We start from the raw sequence: 20,029 nt of genomic DNA, 5'->3' as shown, positions 1-20,029 counted from the left end.
TGGGCATTGGATTACCACACAAATCCCTGTAGCTATGAGCTATCAAGAGAGTAAAGCAACGCGAAGTTTTAAGACTGGTTTTTATTGTCGATAGCGTTGAAAACTATCCCTGCTTTTTGAACAGTATAGTGCTCTCCTGTCCTTTTTTTGAATACAGATTTTGTAAAGAATTTAGAGAGCAGCGATAATTGTAAGTATTGATCGCTGGTGAGTCGGTTTGGAGCAAACCTTATGAGCAATGACAATCGTGTAATTATTTTTGATACAACTTTGCGTGATGGCGAGCAAAGCCCTGGTGCATCAATGACGCGTGATGAAAAGCTGCGTGTAGCTAAGCAGCTTGAGAAGATGCGTGTTGATGTAATTGAGGCTGGTTTTGCTATTGCAAGCCCGGGTGATTTTGAGTCGGTAAAAGCGATTGCAGAAGCTGTGACGGAAAGTCGCGTTTGTTCTCTATCTCGTGCACTTGATGCCGATATCGACCGTGCGGGTGAAGCGCTGCAGAATGCAGCAATGGGTCGTATCCATACCTTCATTGCAACGTCACCTATCCACATGAAATACAAACTGCAGATGCAGCCTGATCAAGTGGTTGAGCAAGCAGTAAAAGCAGTAACACGTGCGCGTAACCTAATTGATGACGTTGAATTCTCGCTAGAAGATGCGAGCCGCTCTGAATTGGATTTTATGTGCCGTATCATCGAGAAAGTAATCGATGCAGGTGCACGCACAATTAATATCCCAGATACTGTTGGTTATGCGGTGCCGGGTGAGTTTGCTCACACAATCGGTCAGCTAATCCAGCGCATTCCAAATGCCGATAAAGCAATCTTCTCAGTTCACTGTCACAACGACTTAGGCCTAGCTGTAGCAAACTCTTTGGCAGCAGTTGGTGCCGGTGCACGTCAGGTTGAATGTACGGTAAACGGTCTAGGTGAGCGTGCGGGTAACGCTTCTTTAGAAGAGATCGTTATGGCGATCCGCACTCGTAAAGATACGCTAGGTGTGGAAACGAATATTGATACAACTCAGATCGTTCCGGCATCACGTTTAGTTTCTAGTGTGACAGGCTTCCCTGTTCAGCCTAACAAGGCAATCGTAGGTGCAAATGCCTTCGCACATGAGTCTGGTATCCACCAAGATGGTGTTTTGAAACACCGTGAAACATACGAGATCATGACCGCTCAAGATGTGGGCTGGAACACAAATCGTATGGTACTAGGTAAGTTGTCTGGTCGTGCTGCGTTTCGTACACGTTTAGAAGAACTAGGCACTACATTTGCGACAGATTCTGAACTAAATAACGCTTTCTCTCGCTTTAAAGAGCTTGCTGATAAGAAGAGCGAGATCTTTGATGAAGATTTAGTGGCTTTAGTAAGTGATACACGTGCTACTGCAAGTAGTGAGCAGTTCCAGCTAACAAGCCTATCTGTGACTTCACAAACAGGTGAGACGCCTGTTGCCAAAATTGTGATGCAAGTGGGTGACGAAGAGAAAACTGCGGAAGCAACGGGCGGTGGTCCAGTTGATGCAGCATTTAAAGCGATTGAGATGATTGCTGAATCTGGTGCGAGCTTGCAGATCTACTCTGTAAACGCTGTGACAGAAGGTACAGATTCTCAAGGTGAAGTAACGGTACGTTTGGAAAATGCAGGCCGTATCGTGAATGGTTTAGGTGCGGATACTGATATCATCATCGCATCTGCAAAAGCCTATATCCATGCTTTGAATATGCTGGATGCAAACGTTCAAAAAGCTCATCCTCAGGTGTAACTGAGGGTTAAGCGTTAAGGCAAGGTAGTGGCTATGGAGCAAGAACAGCTTAGGCATCAATATCTGGATGCAATGGGCATATCCAGTTGGCTACCTTGTGCATCTCTTGCGGGAGCGAAACCATCATCTGATTGGATCGATGATTTTCAGTATCCCGCTCCAGAAATTCCTTTCGATTCCCCAAATCGCCCTCAGCAGCAAAATGTAGCTAGTACAGCACCTGTTTCTAGAAAGTCATCTCCTGAATCTATGCAGCAGGGGATGTCGGAAGCGCGCGCTGCTTTAGGTTTAGTGTCCGAAGAGGTTAAGAAGCCTACTTCTAAATCTGTGACCGCTATCGTAGAAGATACTAATGCAGTTGCAGAGCCTAATGAGGTTCAACCGCAGGAACAGGATGAAGCTCCAGTCTTTAAGCTTGTTTTCCAGCGAATCGGCTGCGTGTTGATTGTGGACAGTTTACCGCCTCAGGGAGGCAGCTTTGCTAACAATTATCAGCAGTTAGCTGCTGCTATCGTGGCTGCCTTAGGTCGATCAGGTTCAGCTGAAGCTGCTTTTATGCTTCCTTGGCCTATGTTTGCCAGCAAAACCTTAGATCAGGGTTATAAGCAGGCACTTAGTGCAGTTCAGCATAAACTGTCAAAGGAGCTGCAAACTGAAGAGGTGCAAACGGTACTTCTCTTTGGTGAAGCTGCAGCTCAAATGGTGATGGATCGTAAAGAGAGCCTAGAAGAACTTAAAGGTATCAGTTTTACGATTAAATCTGGTGTTAAAGCGATTGCGAGCTACAGTTTGACTGAGGCGATGCAGCTACCTGGAATTAAGCGTCAAATCTGGCTAGACCTAAAATCTAGCGCGGCTTAAGCTTCTCCTATGAACATTGATGCCCTTCAGGCTAACGATTTGCCAGCAATAGAGCGTATTGCCCAAGCCTGTTTCACTCATGGTGCCTGGTCGGCCAAACAATACTTACAGCAAATAGAATCAGAGCGATCTATCGCTCTTGGTGTATATGCACCAGACTTAATCGGTTATGTCATCTTTTCTCAAGTATTGGATGAAGCGGAACTGCTCCAGATAGCCGTAGATCCAGCCCATCAAGGTTGTGGCTGTGCTCAGCAGCTGATCGCTCTGGGAACTCAACAGCTACATGAAGCTGGCGTTAATCGGGTGATGCTTGAGGTGAGGGAATCGAACTTAACCGCAATCGGGCTGTATGAAAAAAGTGGCTTTGTTACTGAAGGGTTGCGTAAAAATTACTACCCTCCAGTTCACGGAGATCAGCGTGAAAATGCGCTTTTAATGGGGTTGATGATAGCTTTCAGCAGTTAAGAGGTATAGGTACAGCTACGGTTACGACCGCTTCCCTTGGCTTTATAAAGTGCTTGGTCGGCTTGCTTGAGTAGGCCTGAAGGCGTTTCTGCATTGTTAGCAGTTGAGCTAATACCCATGCTGACAGTCACATGCTCTGCGGCTTGGGACTGTACATGTGGAATGGCTTTAGACGCTAGAGAAGAGACAATATTGTTTGCAATCTTCTCCGCTCCGTCTATATCCGTATCCGGTAGGATAATGACAAACTCTTCACCACCATAACGTGCTAACAGGTCATGAGAACGATTAAGCTCGCCTTTCAGTAGCTTGGCGACAGCTTTAAGGCATTCATCTCCTTGCTGGTGGCCATAGTGATCGTTATAGGTTTTAAAGAAATCTATATCGAGCATGATGGCTGCTAACTCTAGTTGCTCCCGTTTATTGCGTTTCCACTCTTTTAACAGGTTAGTTTCCAGATCGCGACGATTAGATATCTTTGTAAGTGGATCTTGTGAGCTGAGCTTTTCAAGGCGAGAATTTGCTGCATCTAATGCTTTTTTCATATTGGCGATACGTTCCATCGCTAATATTTTTGCTTTAAGCACAATCGGACTGACCGGTTTGGTTAGGTAATCGTCACCGCCAGCATCAATACCTTCCTCATAGTGCTTTTCATCACTCTGACCGCTGAGGAAAATAATAGGGAACCAGTCATTGGGGAAACGGTTGCGGATTTCACGAGTAAGGTCAAAGCCATTGAGACCTGGCATCTCGACATCAGTTAGAACTAGATCAATTCCACCCTTATCTAAAGCGGCTAAGGCTTCGTCTCCTTGAGAGGCGGTAATAGGTGTATGATTGGCGTCCTGAATAACGGCGCTGATTATTTCACGAATAAAACGATCATCATCTACTACAAGGATGTTCATTTATTCTCCGCATTGGTTAAGGAAAAAGTGATACACGTCAAAAGAAAAACCGTATCTCTTTATCATATAAGTAGATAATTAATCTTCAACGTAAAATATGTCCTAATCATTAAAAAAGTAGAAAAATATGAGTTTTTCCGAAGGATTATTGCATTCATATTGGTTGATTGGCGGTGCCCTTACTTACTGTATGGTTATGTTTCATGCCGTTAGAAACGCACCTTGGGCTGCACTGAAAGATAATCGTACCTTGCAGCATATGCTATTTGGTGCCACTGCATTGTTAATGGCCTTGTGGTCCATGAGAGCGGGAATCTCGCCAGGTTTAGGTATCCATTTCCTAGGCTTGACCATTATGACCTTAGTTTTTGGTTGGGATTTGGCAATACTCTCGGCGACTGTTGCGTTAATAGGGATGGCTGTTGTAGGGAAAGAAAGTTGGGATGGTTTGCTGTTAAGTGGTGTTTGTTCTGTACTGCTTCCTGTCGCGTCTACTTGGCTTCTCTATCGCTTTGTTGAAGCTAAAATGATGAAGAACTTTTTTGTCTTCCTCTTCGTCTGTGGTTTTTTAGGGGCGGGCCTCTCTGCGGCTGTTGCAGGCTTATCCGCGAGTGCTATTCTAGTTTTAGATGGTGTATATACAGTCGAAAAAATTATCCACGAATATGTACGATATCTGCCGCTGATTATGTTTCCTGAGGGGTTGATGAACGGGATATTTCTCACCGGGATGTTGGTGTTTCATCCTGACTGGGTGCGTACCTTCGATGCTAAGGTTTATATAGACGATCAGTAAAGCGCTTTATCGTTTTACCGGACGCTTAGATAGTTTTCGCTGTAAGGTTCTTCGGTGCATGCCAAGTGCCCGGGCTGTCGCTGAAACGTTACCATCATGTTCGTTGAGTACTTTTTGAATGTGCTCCCACTCTAGGCGGTTCACTGACATGGGTTGTTCAGTCACTTCAATTTCAGCATCTGCCTCAATCTTATTCAAGGCTGTTAGAATTTGATCGGCATCTGCAGGTTTCGGTAGGTATTGGGTCGCGCCCAGTTTGATCGCTTCTACTGCTGTGGCGATGCTAGCATAGCCGGTCAGCATTAGAATTTTCATTGCAGGATTTTGTTGTCGAAGTTTTGGAATCAAAATTAGCCCAGAGTCACCGTCCATTTTAAGATCGACAGTCGCTAGATCTGGGATCCACGTTTGGATCAGCTTTTCGGCGTCTTCGGCGCTACGTGCAACTTCAACCTCAAATTCCCGACGTGTCATTGCGCGTGAGAGTACGCGCGTGAATGCCGGATCGTCATCAACTATTAGAAAACGTTCAGTCATGTGCGTGCCTTATCGGAAGAGTCACTTCGGTTAACGTGCCGCCTTCAGGGCGATTATAGAGTCTTACATCGCCATCATAACGCGCCAATGTAGTACTTGTTAGGAACAGTCCTAATCCTAAACCTTTGCCTTTTGTGGTGATAAACGGTTTGCCTAGATTGCTGCTCTGTTCAAGGCTAATTCCTGGTCCGTTGTCGTAGATACGGAAATATACCGTTTTTTGATCCCAATCCAGCTCAACGTTGATATCTTTAGGCTCCGCATCTGCGGCGTTATTTAGCAGGTTCAACAGGGATTGTTTCAATGATGTTGTACAGTTTAGGGAGGGTGGTTCTCCTACACCTTGTACAGTGAAGGTTCGGGTCACCTCTGGGCGAAGAATCATAAACTGTTCAATAACGTCTTCTGCCAGCGCCATGGTGGACATCTGCTGCGCAGTTGCTTGTTCCTCTTTAACGCTCTGGCTCATCTGTTTAAGGCGCTGTGCACAAAGTTCAGTTTGTTGGCGTAAGAGTTGTAGGTCTTCTATGAGCTCCGGGTTTTCAGTGTGCTCATGTTCTAGTTCTTTTAGTAATACTTGCATGGTGCTTAATGGCGTCCCCAGTTCATGAGCTGTGCCGGCAGCCATATTGGCGAGTGATAGAAGCTGCTGATCTTGAATGCGTTTCTCTCGTTCTTGATCCAATTTTTCTTGTTGTATCTGCATGGATTGGCGCATGCGAACAATAAAATAGGTTACAACCAGTACCGTCAGGAGGAAATTGATCCACATGCCAAGTATATGGATGTCGAACAGTTCCATTATGCGATGCTGATGACTGCTGTCTAGCTGAACCAGCGGTTCATAATAAAACAGTAGAGAGCTATAGATAGCGATGATCATGAAGGCGATCAGCCAGACATAAGCTCTCGACATGGTGGCTGAAGATATAATCAGTGGGACGAGCAGTAGGAATATAAAGGGATTGGTGGCTCCCCCCATATGAAATAATAGCGCGCCATACAGCGCCATATCTGCGATCAATTGAGTAAAAAACTCAGGCTCTGTGACGGGCCAAGGTGAAAAAAGGCGGGCGTAAGTCATCACATTTAACAGCGCTAAGGCGGCCAATGTTGTGCCAACTAGCCATACTTTAAGATCGGCTTGCAAACCGTAAATCGCAAAGATAACCGCGATACATTGCCCGAACAGGGTGACGGTTCTGATGTAAGAAAGCTGAATTAAATTATCGCGATGATTAGCCATCAAAGGATTATACCGTAGAGTAATGAAAAACTGGCGAGGCAAAATGTCGCAGTGGAGGTAATTTGCCACAGTCAGAGTATAATGCCTGCTTTCTGTCACCATAAATGATGTTTATCCATGAGTATCCTGCAAGAAGAAGTTAATCAACGCCGCACCTTTGCGATTATTTCCCACCCTGATGCGGGTAAAACGACCATTACTGAAAAGCTGTTGTTGTTCGGACAGTTGATTCAGCAAGCGGGTAGCGTAAAAGGGAAAAAAGGCGATCGTATGGCGACATCTGACTGGATGTCGATGGAGCAGGAACGTGGTATTTCTATCACCTCTTCTGTGATGCAGTTCCCGTATAACGGTCGAATGGTTAACCTACTGGATACTCCGGGTCACGAAGATTTCTCTGAAGATACCTACCGCACATTAACGGCAGTGGATTCTGCGTTGATGGTTGTGGATGGTGCGAAAGGTGTCGAAGACCGAACCATTAAGCTGATGGAAGTTTGTCGTCTGCGTGACACGCCTATTTTTTCGTTTGTGAACAAAATGGACCGCGAAATTCGTGATCCTATTGAGTTACTGGACGAAATCGAGGAAGTGTTGAAAATTGCAGCGGCGCCTATCACTTGGCCAATCGATATGGGACCGCGTTTTAAAGGTGTGTATAACCTTTATACAGATACGATTCATGTCTTCCAGCCAGGACAAGGTCATACAATCCCTGAAGATGTTCAGGTTAAAGGTCTTGAAAGTGCAGAAGCTCAAGAGCTTTTAGGTGATATCTACGAAGACTTCCTTGATGAAGTTGAACTGGTTCGTGGTGCTACTCATGAATTTGATAAAGAGGAGTTCATGGCGGGTAAGCTGACCCCTGTCTTCTTTGGTACAGCGTTAGCTAACTTTGGTGTCCGTGAGATGCTGAATGATTTCGTTGAGTGGGCACCTGCGCCAATTCCGCGTGCAACTCTAACGCGCGAAGTTGATCCGAGCGAAGAAAAATTCAGTGGCTTTATCTTTAAAATTCAAGCCAATATGGACCCGAAGCACCGTGACCGTATTGCTTTCATGCGAATTTGTTCTGGTAAGTACAGCAAAGGCATGAAGATGCGCCATGCGCGTATCAAAAAGGATATAAAAATTGCTGATGCCGTAACCTTTATCGCAGGTGATCGTGAGAACGTTGAAGAGGCGTGGTCTGGCGATATCATTGGTTTGCATAATCACGGTACGATTCAAATTGGTGATACCTTTACTGCGGGTGAGGAACTTAAATTTACGGGTATTCCGCACTTCGCACCGGAAATGTTTCGTCGTGTCCGCCCATTGGACCCATTGAAAATGAAGCAGCTACAGAAAGGTCTGAAGCAGCTATCGGAAGAGGGTGCAGTGCAGTTGTTCCAGCCGTTAAAGAATAATGACCTGATCTTAGGCGCAGTAGGACAACTGCAGTTTGATGTGGTTGTGTTCCGTCTTAAAGATGAATACAAGGTTGAGTGTAAATACGAGCCGATCAGTGTGCAGACTGCGCGTTGGGCCGAGTGTGATGATGATAAAATGCTGGCGGATTTCCAGAAGAAGAATCATGATAACTTGGCAATCGATGGTAGCGGCCTTCTGACTTACCTAGCGCCAACACGTGTGAACTTGAGCTTGGCTGAAGAGCGTTGGCCTGATGTCGCTTTCCGCGCAACTCGCGAGCATTAATCCTATCGCTGCAAGCCATCTAGGCTTGCAGCGATATCCTTCCCGCCCTAATCTAATGCTATGCAATTTATCGATAGCCACTGTCATTTAGACTTCTCAGAATTTGATCTTTCTCGGAAAGAGTTACTTCTTCAAGCAAGAGCTGTTGGAGTAGGCGATATTGTCGTACCTGGTGTCATAGCTGATGCATGGCAAGGCTTATTGAGTCTGATTGAGTCGGATCATAATCTCCACGCTGCACTTGGTTTGCATCCCTGTTTTATGGAAAAACACACACAGGTAGATCTTGAGCGATTAGAAACCTTATTGGCGACAGAGAGAGTGTGCGCTGTAGGTGAAATAGGGCTGGACCTTTTTATCCCTGAGGCTAATCTTGATCAGCAACTACTCTATTTAAATGATCAATTGGCTTTGGCGAAGCAGTTTGATTTGCCGGTATTGCTGCATGTTCGTAAAGCTCACGATCAGATGTTGAAACAGTTGCGACTGATTCAGTTAGAGCGAGGCGGGATTGTGCATGCTTTTTCTGGTAGTGAGCAACAAGCTCGACAGTACTTAGATTTAGGATTTAAGTTGGGTATTGGCGGAACGGTGACTTATGAAAGAGCGAAGAAAGTAAGGCGTTTAGTTCAGGAGCTACCACTAGAATCTTTTGTGTTAGAAACGGACTCGCCGGATATGCCATTAGCGGGATATCAGGGTGAGATAAATCAGCCTGCGAAGGTGTATGAAATAGCGAAAGTGATAGCAGAACTTCGTCAAATAGCTGTAGAGGAAGTTGCAACTATCACTACTCAGCAAGCACAAAATCTCTTGAGGTTAATATAAGCCGCTTTCAATTGTGCCAAGGGCATCCCAAGCTGTTTGTGTCTTATTGTTTACCGGAATCTTAAAATAACGGCCTGTAGTACCAGCAGGCGAGCTGGTGTAACTACCATCGGTAGGGTTTAGTAGCATACGCGTAAGTGATACTGGATAGTTTGGCCCTTTAATCGGAGCGCCATAAGCCTCTTCAATAGGAGTGAGTTGTGCACGAGAAGAAACGATCTTGGTCATATCACGGCATTGAGTGGTATTGCCTAAGCAGATAAAACGAAACTTTGTATCTACTAGGTAATAGTCAGTTTCGGTTGGCTCTGATTTACCTAGAGACAACGAGTCCATGCTCATGCAGCCGCTCAAGCCCAAACCAGCAATCAAAAGTAAAACTGCATTACGCATACTTATTTCCTTGTTTAGCAAAGGTCTTCAAAAGGGTTACTAACTTCTAGGCTTACAGGATTTGCATAGCCTGGCAGTTTTATTTGTGTATCAGATATTTTCAAATCATCGCCTTGAAGCACGTTATGGTCGTAGCGATAGATTGGTTTAGCTTCACCGCGAATAGCTGCTTGGTCATAAGCGCTTGCGACAGCACGCGTTTGCTCAAGCTTGTTCTGATACTCTTTTAATTGTGAAGCACTGTAACGCTTTTTAAGCATGTTGTGGACAACATGTGGTGCTAGCACAGGTGCAGAAGCGTTATTGCCGCCGAAACCTTTAGAGTTAAGCAGTACTGTATCCATGCCAGTTACACCTACTTCATGGTGTTGGTTGCTTAGGTTTAGGTTGCTTTGATGGACATCATCAGCAAATGCAGGCGTAGTTACAATGCCTGGAATATAGCCATATTTCCATGTGCCTAGAGAGGTACTTAATTGATCCCCTCCAGCGGTACCTTGGGAATGGCCTAGATAGCACTTCACTGCAGAAACTGTCCAGTTATCAATAGAGAAGGCTTTTGCTGTTTCGTTAATAACATGGGATTCGGTTACGCGGTTTTGTGGAGTACTTGTCCCGTGGGCCTGAACAAAACTGCGTTGTTGTAGTGACTCTTCACCGAGCATTGAACGGATCAAAGAGGCAGACTTAGCTAGAGTGATGTAGTTGCCCACGCCTGGAGCAGAGATTGATTTCTTGTGGCCGTCGGCGTTAACAAATACTTCCGGTACAGCACCATAGATTTCCGCACCTAACTCAACCGCTAGATCATCACTCATCAATAATACAAATTGGCTACTCTCGCCAATGGTGAATCCACAGTTATTACCAAATGGACGACAGGCTTTGCGGTAATCATCGCCAGTTAGTTCAGCAAGATTATCTAAGGCAAGGAGGTCTTTATCTTCAGCCAATGCGCCCATCGCGCGGAAGCCTTCGATTACTTCGGGAGTGATTGGAGCATCACTGCCACCCACTAATACTACTTTGCGACGACCGCTGCGGATATCATTAACGCCACTGCGCAAGTTATATAGGAAAGTTGCACAAGCGCCTAATGCACCGCCTGTTGTTCCTACATTGCCTAGAATATAAGCATTCACAAAATCAGCTGGCATTTGAGCATAGCCAAGGGGCATCTGTTTCGATGTCGTACGCTTACCAATCGCTGGGAATTTGGTTAAACCACCAAAACCAAAATCATCTAATTGGCCAATAGAGTTACTGGCATATACCGCAATCTGGTCAGGTGCAACGTAAGCGCTGATGCGCTCGAATGGAATGCCGCTTGAAGAGATTGCATCCGATGCCGCAAAAACAGTCATCTGCAGATTACGCGGGTGATTGCGAGACTGATAAAGCTTGCCCGGTTGGAAACCACTAGGCAGCTGACCCGCTGATTGAACAGGTGCTGTTTTAGTATCCGGCAAAATTGCTTCTAATTTTCCTGTGACTTCAATATCAAATTGCCCTGAAGATGTCTCTGTCACTTTCCAATTGCTTGGAATGTTTTGCGGCATTTGACGTTTACGCAACTGGAATCTTAGGGTTTCGTCACCTAAATTGATGCTTGCGGGCTTATTAAACATGACGTTGTTGACGTCAAAGCAGCTACCTTCGATCTGTCTGATCAGGGTGCTATTGAGTAGCTGTTCTTGCAGTGAAACGATAAGCGTTTCTGCAGTACAAACTTCGCCGTCTTGGTTAAGGTACTGGCCTTCAGATGTTGTTGCTAAGCCAGTTAAAATAGCGAGATCGGTTAATGTCTCAGCGCGAGATTGAGAATCCAGCTTATCGATGATTAAACGACGATAAGCGTGGTGAAATGAGGCACGTCCAGCAGGGTTTATACCACCAAAACCAACAATGACAGGAAGCTGGGACAATTGTATCTCCTCAAAGGGCAGTACTACTGATAATCGAACGGCTCTATCTAAGCGCTACACAATAACGTATTTTAAGCGGCAGTAGATATAGGCCAAATCTAAAAATTACAATCGTATTATTTTATCGGTGTTTACCCGTACTGACTAGCATCTATGACTTATTTTATTTGTTTTTAGTCAGCTAATATTCAGTCATACTATGGCCGAATTCAGGGAGCGCAAGAATCTTAGGAGATATGCATGAAAAAACTGATTGCTGTAGCCGTTACAGGTGTTCTGCTAACGGGTTGTCAAACACTAGATCCTTATACAGGTGAGCAGAAGGTAGGTAACACTGCGAAGGGTGCAGGTATTGGTGCTGTTGCAGGTGCCGTACTTGGTGCTGCAGTTTCTAGCAAAAGCGACCGTGGTAAAGGTGCTTTGACGGGTGCGCTTGTTGGTGGTGCTGTTGGTGGCGGTATCGGCTATTACATGGATCAACAGGAAGCTTTGTTACGTCAGGAGCTGGAAGGTACAGGTGTACGTGTTGAACGTATCGGTGATTCCATTCGTTTGATTATGCCGGGCAATATTACATTTGCTGTGAATTCTGATCGTATTGCAGGCAGTTTCTACCCTGTATTGGACTCTGTAGCTAAGGTGTTGGCTAAGTTTGATCAGACTGAATTGAATGTTGATGGCTTTACAGATAGTTCTGGTTCTTTTGAATATAACCAGCAACTTTCTGAGCGCCGTGCTGCTCGCGTAGGTGATTATCTTGCGAGTGCAGGTGTTGAACGTTTACGTATTAATGCACGTGGTTATGGTGAGCGTTATCCAATTGCTGATAATAAAACCTCTGCGGGTCGTTCACAGAACCGTCGTGTAGAGATCAATATTAGCGGAACGCGTCGCTAAGCATTGATATGGCACTCGAGCTTTTTTGGCTCGAGTGTATTTCTTTCTTACCTCTTCTTCATTAGCGAGCGATAGCTAGGTCGCCAGGCCTAATATTGAATGACGCTGCTGCGCTACTGATGTGGCCAGAAGCTGATCCCATTTGTACGTCATCGATGATCAATGTTTGCTTAGTATTGGTTAGCTGAGAGGTCGCTTTCATATCGGGCGAGTAATAAGTGGACTTGCGGTAGATCGTAAGTTTGTCGCCTCGTTTCAAACCTTGTTGCTTACCAGAGTTAATCCAGATATTTCGGTCTTCAACTTGAGTGATCATGGTCGAGAAAGGCTCGCAAATTAATTCGTTTTGAAGCTCTTCAAGAATGGTTTCCTGGAGCTGTTTAACTTTTTGTCCATAATCCTGCTTGAAAAAACCAGCAGTATTGAAGCCTGTCTTAATTGTGCGATCTAGATTCCAGAGGCCAGCGGTTTGGTAGTGTTTTTGGCTGACAAGGTGGCCAGTCATACCATCATGGATAAATAGGTCTATTTCAAAGTTTCGTAAGTGCTTTTTACTTTTGTAATCCAAGGTGTTGTATAGATCGATAAGGAAATTTTTCTCGGCATGAGTACGAGGATCCATCATCGACATATCACGGATAACACCAGAGATAACGTAGTTTACATTTAGCTGGCCAGCCGTTTGTTGCATGCTGGAAAGCGCGCCGTCATCCAACTGATTAGTTGGGGCGAATTCTGGCTGTGGGTGAAGGTTTAGACGGCCGGCATTATGAGCAACAAAAGACTGTTTGTTATTCATCAGTTGTGCAATTTGAGCAGGAAAAACACTACTCACAGTGCCTAAGCCACCCAAGTTGGCTTGTTTAAGTTTTAGTAGTGGGAAAGCGGTAACGGCAATTGATTTTGTGTAACTGTTACTTACGCCGTTATGGCACCCTTGATCAATCAGCACATCAGCCCGAATACGGATAAATAGAGTATTACCAACGACCTTCTCATCTACTATTTCTATATTGGATACTTGGCCTAAAGTGCTGATCTGCATATTGTCGATTTCTAGGATGCCATCGCGAACGACTTGGCTGCTAGAAATATAAACAGCAGCTTGCATAGAGGCTTGCTGTGAAGCATCTCGAATTGCAGCTTCTCGAGCAGAGTTTATATCTTTATTGGCAATAATGGCTTGGCCTTGAGCTTCAACTACAACTGCCTGAGCTGAAAGGGGCAATAGAAGTAGGCAGGCTAAGACTAATTTTTGCACTAGATTAAACATATCTCACCGTTGACCGATTACTTACACTATATGTAGATAACTTAAATAACAGATGTTGGAGCCGTGGGCATCTTATCTCAGGGCTCTTAAAGCTGACAGTATGCAATTACAATATGATTGTAAATCATTGTATAAGGTCGCGTTTTGTATTGCTCCCTATACCTAGATGATTATGTTAGATTGTGGTGCGTAACCTTTGAGTTTGGAAGATCAGGATGAAAAATATTTTACTGCTGTTTGCGATCGGATGTTTAAGTGGTTGTATGCAGCAAATGAATAAAGATGCTGGGCCTGAGTCTGTGCATATTGAAAGTATGAGTCCTGAAGTCGTTGCAGAACTGCATAAGCTAGAAAAGGCGCATATCGCAGAAAAAGAAGCGCTGTTGGAAAAAGAGCGCGCGATGTTGCAGCGGGAGGTTGTGCAGGTTGATGTTTCTCCAAACGGTTTGGACCCTCTCAGTGAGGCTGTTCAGCAAATGGCAGTGCAGATGACAGCGGGTTTACAGCAGAATCGCGTTAAAAAATTCCCAATGGCAGTCATTCCATTCACCAATTTACATAATGAGCGCAAAGTTGGGCGTTTTGGTGAGCGTTTAGAGCAGGCGTTTATTTATCAGTTACAACAGCATGGCTACAACTTAATTGATTACCGCGCGGCGGGGTTAACAACATCAACTAAGCAGCCGTTATCGAAGCAGAACCTGTCAGGTCTTAGAACGCGCTACAAGTTGTATTTCTTGGTGACAGGAACTTATGCGCAACACTCTGATGGCATGGTGATCAATGCCCGAGTAATTGATACAACGACTCGACAGGTGCTGGCAACTGGGCAGAGTCATGTGAGCAATGCACGTTTAGAGGGTGGTTTGCCTGGATATAATCCTCTAAAGGCGTTAAATGAAGATATGATCATTGAAAATGGAAGCGGGCCGGTTAGGTAAATCATCAAATGAAAACTGCATATATAAAGTTTTTTCATAAGTTAGCTGGGCTGCTTTTATTGACGCCTGTTTTGCTGCTTCAGGGTTGTGAAACGGCAGTGGAGACGACCATCGATATGGTTGAAGCATTACCGGATGTTAATTTTCCAACGCGAGTTGAAGAACCGAAAGAGCCTAACTGGGTGAGGGCGACGGGATATGCGCCGATTAGCTTGCAGCCGGGGAAAAATCGTCAGCATAAAATTTTGATGGCGATGCGTGCTTCTAAGTTACGAGCTTATCAAGAATTGGCGGGTGTTGTTCATGGTCAGTACTTGTTTGGTACCACTTCAGTTCAAGATATGGTGTTGCAGAGCGATCAGTTTAAGGCTGCTGTCTCCGGGATCGTTAGAGGAGCAAGAGTTGTGAAGACTTATCCGGTGCAAGAGGATACTTATGCAACCACTTTAGAGGTGGATCTGAATCAGGTTCAACGAGCCTGGATTAGCCGCTAAATAGACAATAAAAAAGGGAGTCGATGCTCCCTTTTTTATTGCTTAAGCTTTAATAGTTAGGCGACTATTTTTGAGTCGCTTCGAATGCTGCCATCTGCTCTGGTGTGGCTTTCTTTTGGTATTTATCTTTCCAAGTGTCGTAAGACTCACCGTATACCAACTCACGCGCAGCATCGTAATCTACTTCATGGCCGCGCTTTTCAGCTTCAGCTTTATACCATTTGCTAAGACAGTTACGGCAGAAACCCGCCAGAATCATTAGATCAATGTTCTGTACGTCTTTACGGTTGTCTAAGTGCTCTAGTAGACGACGGAATACAGCCGCTTCGATTTCATTTTGCGTTTGTTGATCCATGTTTTCCTCACTCTCTCTAAGTGCCTCGCTTACCTGAGGCTACGGCTCTATTAACGTTCGTGTTGGATGTGTTCATCCAGCTGCTGGCAGATCTGATCCTGAAGGTTCTGGCATAGGTCTGGATCAGATACTGGCAGGCCTTGTTCGTCGGTGATGAAGAAGAAGTCTTCTACACGTTCACCCACGCTTGCAATCTTCGCTTTACGTACAGATAAGTTATGCTCCGCGAAAATGCCACCAATGCGTGCAAGTAGGCCAGGGCGATCCGGTGTAATCACTTCTAGTACGGTCTGTTGAGCAGATGGATCATTGCTTAAATAAACCTGTGTTGGTGTAGCAAAAAGCTTCATCTGACGTGGAACGCGTCGCTGGATAATGTCAGGGTAGTCATCTGGATCATCTAGTTCTTCGATTAGGCGTTGCTTGATCGACTGTAGATGACTTGGATTCTCCGACAATGGCGTATTGTCATCTGATAGAACTGTATAAGTGTTAAGGACCTCGCCACTATCTGTCACGATAATACGTGCATCTTGAATATTGAGGTGCAATTGATCCATCGCTGCTACTGTGGCTGCAAAGAGGTTTTTGATATCTTTGCTATAGATGAAAATCTCTGTTGCCCCTTCAAACACACGATGAGATGTTTGGCGGATCAGAATCAGAGGCTCATCTGCTTTTGTGTGTTCTAGAATGGCTTTGGTATGTTCAGCAATACTTTGTGCGGTCTCTCTAAGGAAATAATCATCCCCGATAGTTGACCATAAAGTGTGTATTGTTGATTTTTCGACGCCTTGGCGATCCAATAGAATCTGAGCTTCGTGCTGAATCTGTTCGATACGGTCTTCTTTATTGATTGGGTTCTCTAAGCCACGACGCAGAGCGCGTTTAGTATCGGTATAGAGTTTGCGCATCAGTGTTGCACGCCAGCTGTTCCAAAGCGTGTGGTTGGTAGCGTTTATATCAGCGATAGTCAGCACGTATAGATAATCAAGGTGCACAATGTCACGTACTTGTTGCGCAAAGGTGTGGATAACTTCCGGGTCTGAAATGTCCTTGCGCTGAGCTGTCATAGACATAAGTAAGTGGTTACGTACGAGCCAGGATACTAGATGGCTGTCCCACTTGCCTAAATGGTGCTCATCGCAGAATTCGAGTACGTCTTCAGCGCCTAGCTCTGAGTGATCGCCACCACGGCCTTTAGCAATGTCATGGAAAAGACCGGCAATGTATAACAGCTCTATTTTAGGCAGTTGATTTACAATGCGATGACATATAGGAAATTCTTCTCGGTAGTCACGATGTCTGAATTGGCGGCACTTCTGAATTACCTTCATGGTGTGCGCATCAACGGTATAGATATGGAATAGGTCGTGCTGCATCTGACCAATAATACGGCCGAATTGAGGCAGATAGCGGCCCAAAATACCGTATCGTGTCATTCGTTTTAATTCGGTAGAAACACGCTCGGGGGAGCGAAGCAGTTCCATAAAGAGGCTGGTATTGCGAATATCTTTACGAAATTCATCATCAACCTTGTGACGGTTGTCTCTTATCAAACGAATCGTGGAGGCGCGTACGCCTTTAATGGATGGATTCTGGGCCAGAAGGACAAACAGTTCCATCAAACCAAAAGGCTGGTGTTCAAAAGTGTTTTCGTGAGTAACTTCTAGGTAATCGTTGTGGATTTGGAAACGATTATTCAGAGGGATTATCGCCTGTTCTTCATCCGCGCGAAGGATTGCTTCATCAAAGTGCTGCAGCAGCATGTCGTTGAATTCGGACATGGTCATGGCAATACGGTAGTACTTGCTCATGAACTGCTCTACAGCAAGCTTGCCTTCTTCATCTTTGTAACCAAAGAACTCAGCTAGTGTGCGCTGATGGTCAAACAGTAGGCGGTCTTCACGACGGTTGCAGAGCATGTGCAGTGCATAACGAACGGACCATAGGTACAGCTCGCCTTTATTTAAGATATCGAGCTCTGTCTCTGTTAAAAAGCCGTCTTCAACCAAGTCGCGAATATAGGTAGAACCGAAATGCCTTTTGGATACCCAGCCTATGGTTTGTAAATCGCGTAGGCCGCCAGGAGAATTTTTTAGGTTGGGTTCTAGATTGTATTCGGTATTATTGGTTTTCTTATGGCGTTCTTTCTGTTCTTTTTGCTTCGCTAGAAAGAACTCTTTATCAGTCCATGCGCCTTCTGATGTCACGCGATCATACATCTGTGTATGTAGATCAGTATTACCCGTCAATGTGCGTGACTCGATTAGATTGGTGGCGATTGTAATATCACTTTGTGCTTCTTTATAGCATTCGCTGAGTGTTCGAACACTGGAACCTATATCTAAATTGATATCCCAAAGTGTGGTTAAAAATGCGCTGATTGAATCGTGTAGATCTTCAGCATTGACTTCGTCATCTAATAAGATGAGTAGGTCAATATCTGAATGCGGGTGTAGTTCGCCTCGGCCATAACCGCCGACAGCGATAAGCGAGATCTTATCCTCGGGCCATGGGTATTGAGACCAAGCAACTTGTAAGATGCGATCAATTTCCCACGCGCGGCCGTAGATTAGTTTGCGGATATCCTCCCCGGCCTTAAAGCGATCATCAAGGCTGGTTTTTATTGTACAAAGAGCCTCTTTGTACACTGGGATAGGGGAGGTTGCCTCAGCTAACTTGGTTCTAAAATCATCGATGTCGATGATCTCTTCTTCTGCTAGTTGCTGGTGGAGGGTGGTCGACATCTTAGCATTACCCGCTTTACTGATTGCTTGCAGTTAAATGATTTACTGAATGTTCTCATCAGAACGTAGGGTTAGAATCTCGTAACCATCAGCAGTTACTAAAATTGTGTGTTCCCACTGGGCTGATAAGCGACGGTCAGCTGTTTCAACTGTCCAGCCATCTTTCTTGGATAGTTTAACTTGGCGCTTGCCTGCATTGATCATTGGCTCGATGGTGAAAATCATACCTTCCTCAAGAACCTCGCCCGTGCCTGCTTTACCGTAATGCAGAACCTGAGGTTCTTCGTGGAATTCAGCGCCAATGCCGTGTCCGCAGTATTCGCGAACCACAGTGTAATGGTTTTGTTCAGCATAGGTTTGGATTACGTGGCCAATATCTCCAAGGCGTGCGCCCGGTTTGACTAGCTTAATGCCTTTGTACATGCATTCCAGTGTGATATCGACTAGGCGGCGGGCATGAGGAAGCTCCTTACCCACAAAAAACATTTTGCTGGTGTCGCCGTGATAACCGTCTTTGATTACTGTGATATCGACGTTGATGATGTCGCTATCTTTTAGTTTTTTGTCATTTGGAATGCCGTGGCAGACAACCTGGTTAACTGAAGTGCAGATTGATTTAGGGAAGCCATGATAGTTGAGCGGTGCTGGAATAGCTTGCTGTTTATCCACAATGTAGTCATGACAAATTTGGTTCAGCTCATTCGTGGTGACACCTGGTTTTATATATGGCTCAATCATTTCGAGAACTTCTGCGGCCAAGCGGCCTGCAATGCGCATTTTCTCGATCTCTTCAGGTGTTTTAATTTTGATGCTCATAAGCTGTCAATTGTCCTGTGAAACCGCTAGAAGCGGTGTATTAAAATTTAACTGAAGGTGATTGTAGCAATCCTGCTGCAGGAATAGAAATAGGCTTTAAATTATTGGGTGGTTATGGTATAAATCCGCGCTCAATTTGCGTAAGCAAAAATATATCACACACGTTCCGACACAATGTTCAGGGTGCCTTCGGGTTGGATGTTGGGGATCGTGGAGGTTTAACCCAATTTTAGGAAAATATAATGGCTAAAATTACTATGCGTGACCTGCTTAAAGCAGGCGTTCACTTCGGTCACCAGACTCGTTACTGGAACCCGAAAATGTCTAAATTCATTTTCGGTGCTCGTAACAAGATTCACATCATCAACCTAGAGCACACTCTACCTGCACTTAACGGTGCACTAGATAGCATCCAGGGTATGGCTTCCAACAAGAACAAAGTTCTTTTCGTTGGTACTAAGCGCGCTGCTAGCAAAATCGTTAAAGAAGAAGCTTCTCGTGCAGGTATGCCATACGTAAACCACCGTTGGTTGGGTGGTATGCTGACTAACTACAAAACTATCCGTCAGTCTATCCGTCGTCTACGCGATCTGGAAGGTCAGAGCCAGGATGGTACGTTTGAAAAGCTAACTAAGAAAGAAGCTTTGATGCGTCAGCGTGAAATGGAAAAGCTAGAGCGTTCTATCGGTGGTATCAAAGAGATGGGCGGTCTGCCTGACGCTTTGTTCGTAATCGACGTTGACCACGAGCGTATCGCAGTAAATGAAGCAAACAAACTGGGTATCCCAGTTATCGGTGTCGTTGATACTAACAGCAACCCAGATGGCGTTGATGTTGTTATCCCTGGTAACGATGATGCACTGCGTGCAATCCAGATTTACGTTAAGTCTGCAGCTGATGCTTGCCTAGAAGGTACTGAAGCAACTGCTGGCGACAAAAACGAATTCGTTGAAGTTGAAGAAAAAGCAGCTGAATAATTCTGCTGGGAATGCGGTAACGTATTCTCTTTGACTTTATAGAGGGGGCCTTGCCCCCTTTTTTGGATTTTTTGATTAACCCGCGATTAT

General features: G+C 45.0%; 19 protein-coding genes. 10 read left to right on the top strand and 9 right to left on the bottom strand.

The window, feature by feature from the left end:
• The first annotated feature begins 231 nt into the window (after positions 1–231).
• From ACMXYV_RS15440 to rimI, 3 genes are read left to right on the top strand one after another with little or no spacing between them, the layout of a single operon-like run.
• A complete protein-coding gene (locus tag ACMXYV_RS15440) occupies positions 232–1,773 on the top strand; it encodes a 2-isopropylmalate synthase (RefSeq protein ID WP_415889340.1) in 1,542 nt (513 codons plus the stop codon).
• 33 nt (positions 1,774–1,806) lie between these two features.
• Complete coding sequence (locus ACMXYV_RS15435; RefSeq protein WP_415889339.1) at positions 1,807–2,634, top strand: hypothetical protein; 828 nt, start codon at positions 1,807–1,809, stop codon at positions 2,632–2,634.
• Positions 2,635–2,643: 9 nt separating this feature from the next.
• Positions 2,644–3,102, top strand: a complete 459-nt coding sequence (gene rimI, locus ACMXYV_RS15430) for a ribosomal protein S18-alanine N-acetyltransferase (protein WP_415889338.1) — start codon at positions 2,644–2,646, stop codon at positions 3,100–3,102.
• Here the strand turns inward: rimI and ACMXYV_RS15425 are convergent.
• Positions 3,099–4,013 carry a GGDEF domain-containing protein gene (locus ACMXYV_RS15425; protein ID WP_415889337.1) on the bottom strand — a complete coding sequence of 305 codons (915 nt, stop codon included), beginning with the start codon at positions 4,011–4,013 and terminating at the stop codon, positions 3,099–3,101. The genes rimI and ACMXYV_RS15425 overlap by 4 nt on opposite strands.
• 127 nt (positions 4,014–4,140) lie before the next feature.
• Between ACMXYV_RS15425 and ACMXYV_RS15420 the strand changes: the two genes are divergently transcribed.
• Complete coding sequence (locus ACMXYV_RS15420; protein ID WP_415889336.1) at positions 4,141–4,809, top strand: energy-coupling factor ABC transporter permease; 669 nt, start codon at positions 4,141–4,143, stop codon at positions 4,807–4,809.
• 6 nt (positions 4,810–4,815) lie between these two features.
• On the opposite strand, the gene ACMXYV_RS15415 is transcribed toward ACMXYV_RS15420, so the two are convergent.
• Positions 4,816–5,346: a response regulator transcription factor gene (locus ACMXYV_RS15415; RefSeq protein WP_415889335.1), complete on the bottom strand. Its 531-nt coding sequence runs from the start codon at positions 5,344–5,346 to the stop codon at positions 4,816–4,818.
• Positions 5,339–6,592: an ATP-binding protein gene (locus ACMXYV_RS15410; RefSeq protein ID WP_415889334.1), complete on the bottom strand. Its 1,254-nt coding sequence runs from the start codon at positions 6,590–6,592 to the stop codon at positions 5,339–5,341. Before ACMXYV_RS15410 ends, ACMXYV_RS15415 begins: the two co-directional genes overlap by 8 nt.
• A 117-nt stretch (positions 6,593–6,709) precedes the next feature.
• On the opposite strand from ACMXYV_RS15410, the gene ACMXYV_RS15405 reads away from it, so the two are divergent.
• Both ACMXYV_RS15405 and ACMXYV_RS15400 read left to right on the top strand, forming a co-directional pair.
• Complete coding sequence (locus ACMXYV_RS15405) at positions 6,710–8,290, top strand: peptide chain release factor 3 (protein WP_415889333.1); 1,581 nt, start codon at positions 6,710–6,712, stop codon at positions 8,288–8,290.
• A 60-nt stretch (positions 8,291–8,350) separates the two neighbouring features.
• Entirely contained in the window at positions 8,351–9,118 is a 768-nt protein-coding gene (locus ACMXYV_RS15400; RefSeq protein ID WP_415889332.1) for a TatD family hydrolase, read from the top strand.
• Here ACMXYV_RS15400 and ACMXYV_RS15395 read toward each other — a convergent pair.
• Both ACMXYV_RS15395 and ACMXYV_RS15390 read right to left on the bottom strand, forming a co-directional pair.
• A complete protein-coding gene (locus tag ACMXYV_RS15395; RefSeq protein ID WP_415889331.1) occupies positions 9,110–9,511 on the bottom strand; it encodes a hypothetical protein in 402 nt (133 codons plus the stop codon). The two genes, ACMXYV_RS15400 and ACMXYV_RS15395, sit on opposite strands and share 9 nt — an antisense overlap.
• 14 nt (positions 9,512–9,525) lie before the next feature.
• Entirely contained in the window at positions 9,526–11,436 is a 1,911-nt protein-coding gene (locus ACMXYV_RS15390) for a beta-ketoacyl synthase (protein WP_415889330.1), read from the bottom strand.
• Between the two features lie 240 nt (positions 11,437–11,676).
• On the opposite strand from ACMXYV_RS15390, the gene ACMXYV_RS15385 reads away from it, so the two are divergent.
• Complete coding sequence (locus tag ACMXYV_RS15385; protein WP_415889329.1) at positions 11,677–12,333, top strand: OmpA family protein; 657 nt, start codon at positions 11,677–11,679, stop codon at positions 12,331–12,333.
• Between the two features lie 61 nt (positions 12,334–12,394).
• Here ACMXYV_RS15385 and ACMXYV_RS15380 read toward each other — a convergent pair whose 3' ends face one another.
• Complete coding sequence (locus ACMXYV_RS15380; protein WP_415889328.1) at positions 12,395–13,606, bottom strand: flagellar assembly protein T N-terminal domain-containing protein; 1,212 nt, start codon at positions 13,604–13,606, stop codon at positions 12,395–12,397.
• A 215-nt stretch (positions 13,607–13,821) separates the two neighbouring features.
• On the opposite strand from ACMXYV_RS15380, the gene ACMXYV_RS15375 reads away from it, so the two are divergent.
• Entirely contained in the window at positions 13,822–14,547 is a 726-nt protein-coding gene (locus ACMXYV_RS15375; RefSeq protein ID WP_415889327.1) for a FlgO family outer membrane protein, read from the top strand.
• Between the two features lie 8 nt (positions 14,548–14,555).
• On the top strand, positions 14,556–15,041 hold the full coding sequence (locus tag ACMXYV_RS15370) for an LPP20 family lipoprotein (protein WP_415889326.1): 486 nt from the start codon (positions 14,556–14,558) through the stop codon (positions 15,039–15,041).
• Between the two features lie 64 nt (positions 15,042–15,105).
• Here the strand turns inward: ACMXYV_RS15370 and ACMXYV_RS15365 are convergent, their stop codons facing one another.
• The 3 genes from ACMXYV_RS15365 to map are packed head-to-tail and all read right to left on the bottom strand — an operon-like array spanning position 15,106 to position 18,962.
• Positions 15,106–15,396 carry a DUF1244 domain-containing protein gene (locus tag ACMXYV_RS15365; RefSeq protein WP_415885841.1) on the bottom strand — a complete coding sequence of 97 codons (291 nt, stop codon included), beginning with the start codon at positions 15,394–15,396 and terminating at the stop codon, positions 15,106–15,108.
• A 50-nt stretch (positions 15,397–15,446) separates the two neighbouring features.
• Positions 15,447–18,146 (bottom strand): [protein-PII] uridylyltransferase, encoded by a 2,700-nt coding sequence (locus ACMXYV_RS15360; protein WP_415889325.1) that lies wholly within the window; start codon positions 18,144–18,146, stop codon positions 15,447–15,449.
• A gap of 42 nt (positions 18,147–18,188) precedes the next feature.
• The gene (gene map / locus ACMXYV_RS15355; RefSeq protein WP_415889324.1) at positions 18,189–18,962 is read right to left on the bottom strand and encodes a type I methionyl aminopeptidase; all 774 of its coding nucleotides are present in this window, start codon (positions 18,960–18,962) and stop codon (positions 18,189–18,191) included.
• Positions 18,963–19,204: 242 nt separating this feature from the next.
• Here map and rpsB point away from each other — a divergent pair, with 242 nt between their 5' ends.
• Positions 19,205–19,939: a 30S ribosomal protein S2 gene (rpsB, locus tag ACMXYV_RS15350; RefSeq protein WP_415889323.1), complete on the top strand. Its 735-nt coding sequence runs from the start codon at positions 19,205–19,207 to the stop codon at positions 19,937–19,939.
• Positions 19,940–20,029 lie beyond the last annotated feature (90 nt).

The sequence above is a fragment of the Neptuniibacter sp. SY11_33 genome (genome assembly GCF_047778025.1).
GTDB lineage: Bacteria > Pseudomonadota > Gammaproteobacteria > Pseudomonadales > Balneatricaceae > Neptuniibacter.
This window is presented reverse-complemented; position numbering and strand designations above follow the sequence as displayed.

Bases quoted from the DNA above. Each gene is read 5' to 3' on its own strand.
- ACMXYV_RS15440 (WP_415889340.1), top strand. From the start codon at position 232: ATGAGCAATGACAATCGTGTAATTATTTTTGATACAACTTTGCGTGAT.
- ACMXYV_RS15435 (WP_415889339.1), top strand. From the start codon at position 1,807: ATGGAGCAAGAACAGCTTAGGCATCAATATCTGGATGCAATGGGCATA.
- rimI (WP_415889338.1), top strand. From the start codon at position 2,644: ATGAACATTGATGCCCTTCAGGCTAACGATTTGCCAGCAATAGAGCGT.
- ACMXYV_RS15425 (WP_415889337.1), bottom strand. From the start codon at position 4,013: ATGAACATCCTTGTAGTAGATGATGATCGTTTTATTCGTGAAATAATC.
- ACMXYV_RS15420 (WP_415889336.1), top strand. From the start codon at position 4,141: ATGAGTTTTTCCGAAGGATTATTGCATTCATATTGGTTGATTGGCGGT.
- ACMXYV_RS15415 (WP_415889335.1), bottom strand. From the start codon at position 5,346: ATGACTGAACGTTTTCTAATAGTTGATGACGATCCGGCATTCACGCGC.
- ACMXYV_RS15410 (WP_415889334.1), bottom strand. From the start codon at position 6,592: ATGGCTAATCATCGCGATAATTTAATTCAGCTTTCTTACATCAGAACC.
- ACMXYV_RS15405 (WP_415889333.1), top strand. From the start codon at position 6,710: ATGAGTATCCTGCAAGAAGAAGTTAATCAACGCCGCACCTTTGCGATT.
- ACMXYV_RS15400 (WP_415889332.1), top strand. From the start codon at position 8,351: ATGCAATTTATCGATAGCCACTGTCATTTAGACTTCTCAGAATTTGAT.
- ACMXYV_RS15395 (WP_415889331.1), bottom strand. From the start codon at position 9,511: ATGCGTAATGCAGTTTTACTTTTGATTGCTGGTTTGGGCTTGAGCGGC.
- ACMXYV_RS15385 (WP_415889329.1), top strand. From the start codon at position 11,677: ATGAAAAAACTGATTGCTGTAGCCGTTACAGGTGTTCTGCTAACGGGT.
- ACMXYV_RS15380 (WP_415889328.1), bottom strand. From the start codon at position 13,606: ATGTTTAATCTAGTGCAAAAATTAGTCTTAGCCTGCCTACTTCTATTG.
- ACMXYV_RS15375 (WP_415889327.1), top strand. From the start codon at position 13,822: ATGAAAAATATTTTACTGCTGTTTGCGATCGGATGTTTAAGTGGTTGT.
- ACMXYV_RS15370 (WP_415889326.1), top strand. From the start codon at position 14,556: ATGAAAACTGCATATATAAAGTTTTTTCATAAGTTAGCTGGGCTGCTT.
- ACMXYV_RS15365 (WP_415885841.1), bottom strand. From the start codon at position 15,396: ATGGATCAACAAACGCAAAATGAAATCGAAGCGGCTGTATTCCGTCGT.
- ACMXYV_RS15360 (WP_415889325.1), bottom strand. From the start codon at position 18,146: ATGTCGACCACCCTCCACCAGCAACTAGCAGAAGAAGAGATCATCGAC.
- map (WP_415889324.1), bottom strand. From the start codon at position 18,962: ATGAGCATCAAAATTAAAACACCTGAAGAGATCGAGAAAATGCGCATT.
- rpsB (WP_415889323.1), top strand. From the start codon at position 19,205: ATGGCTAAAATTACTATGCGTGACCTGCTTAAAGCAGGCGTTCACTTC.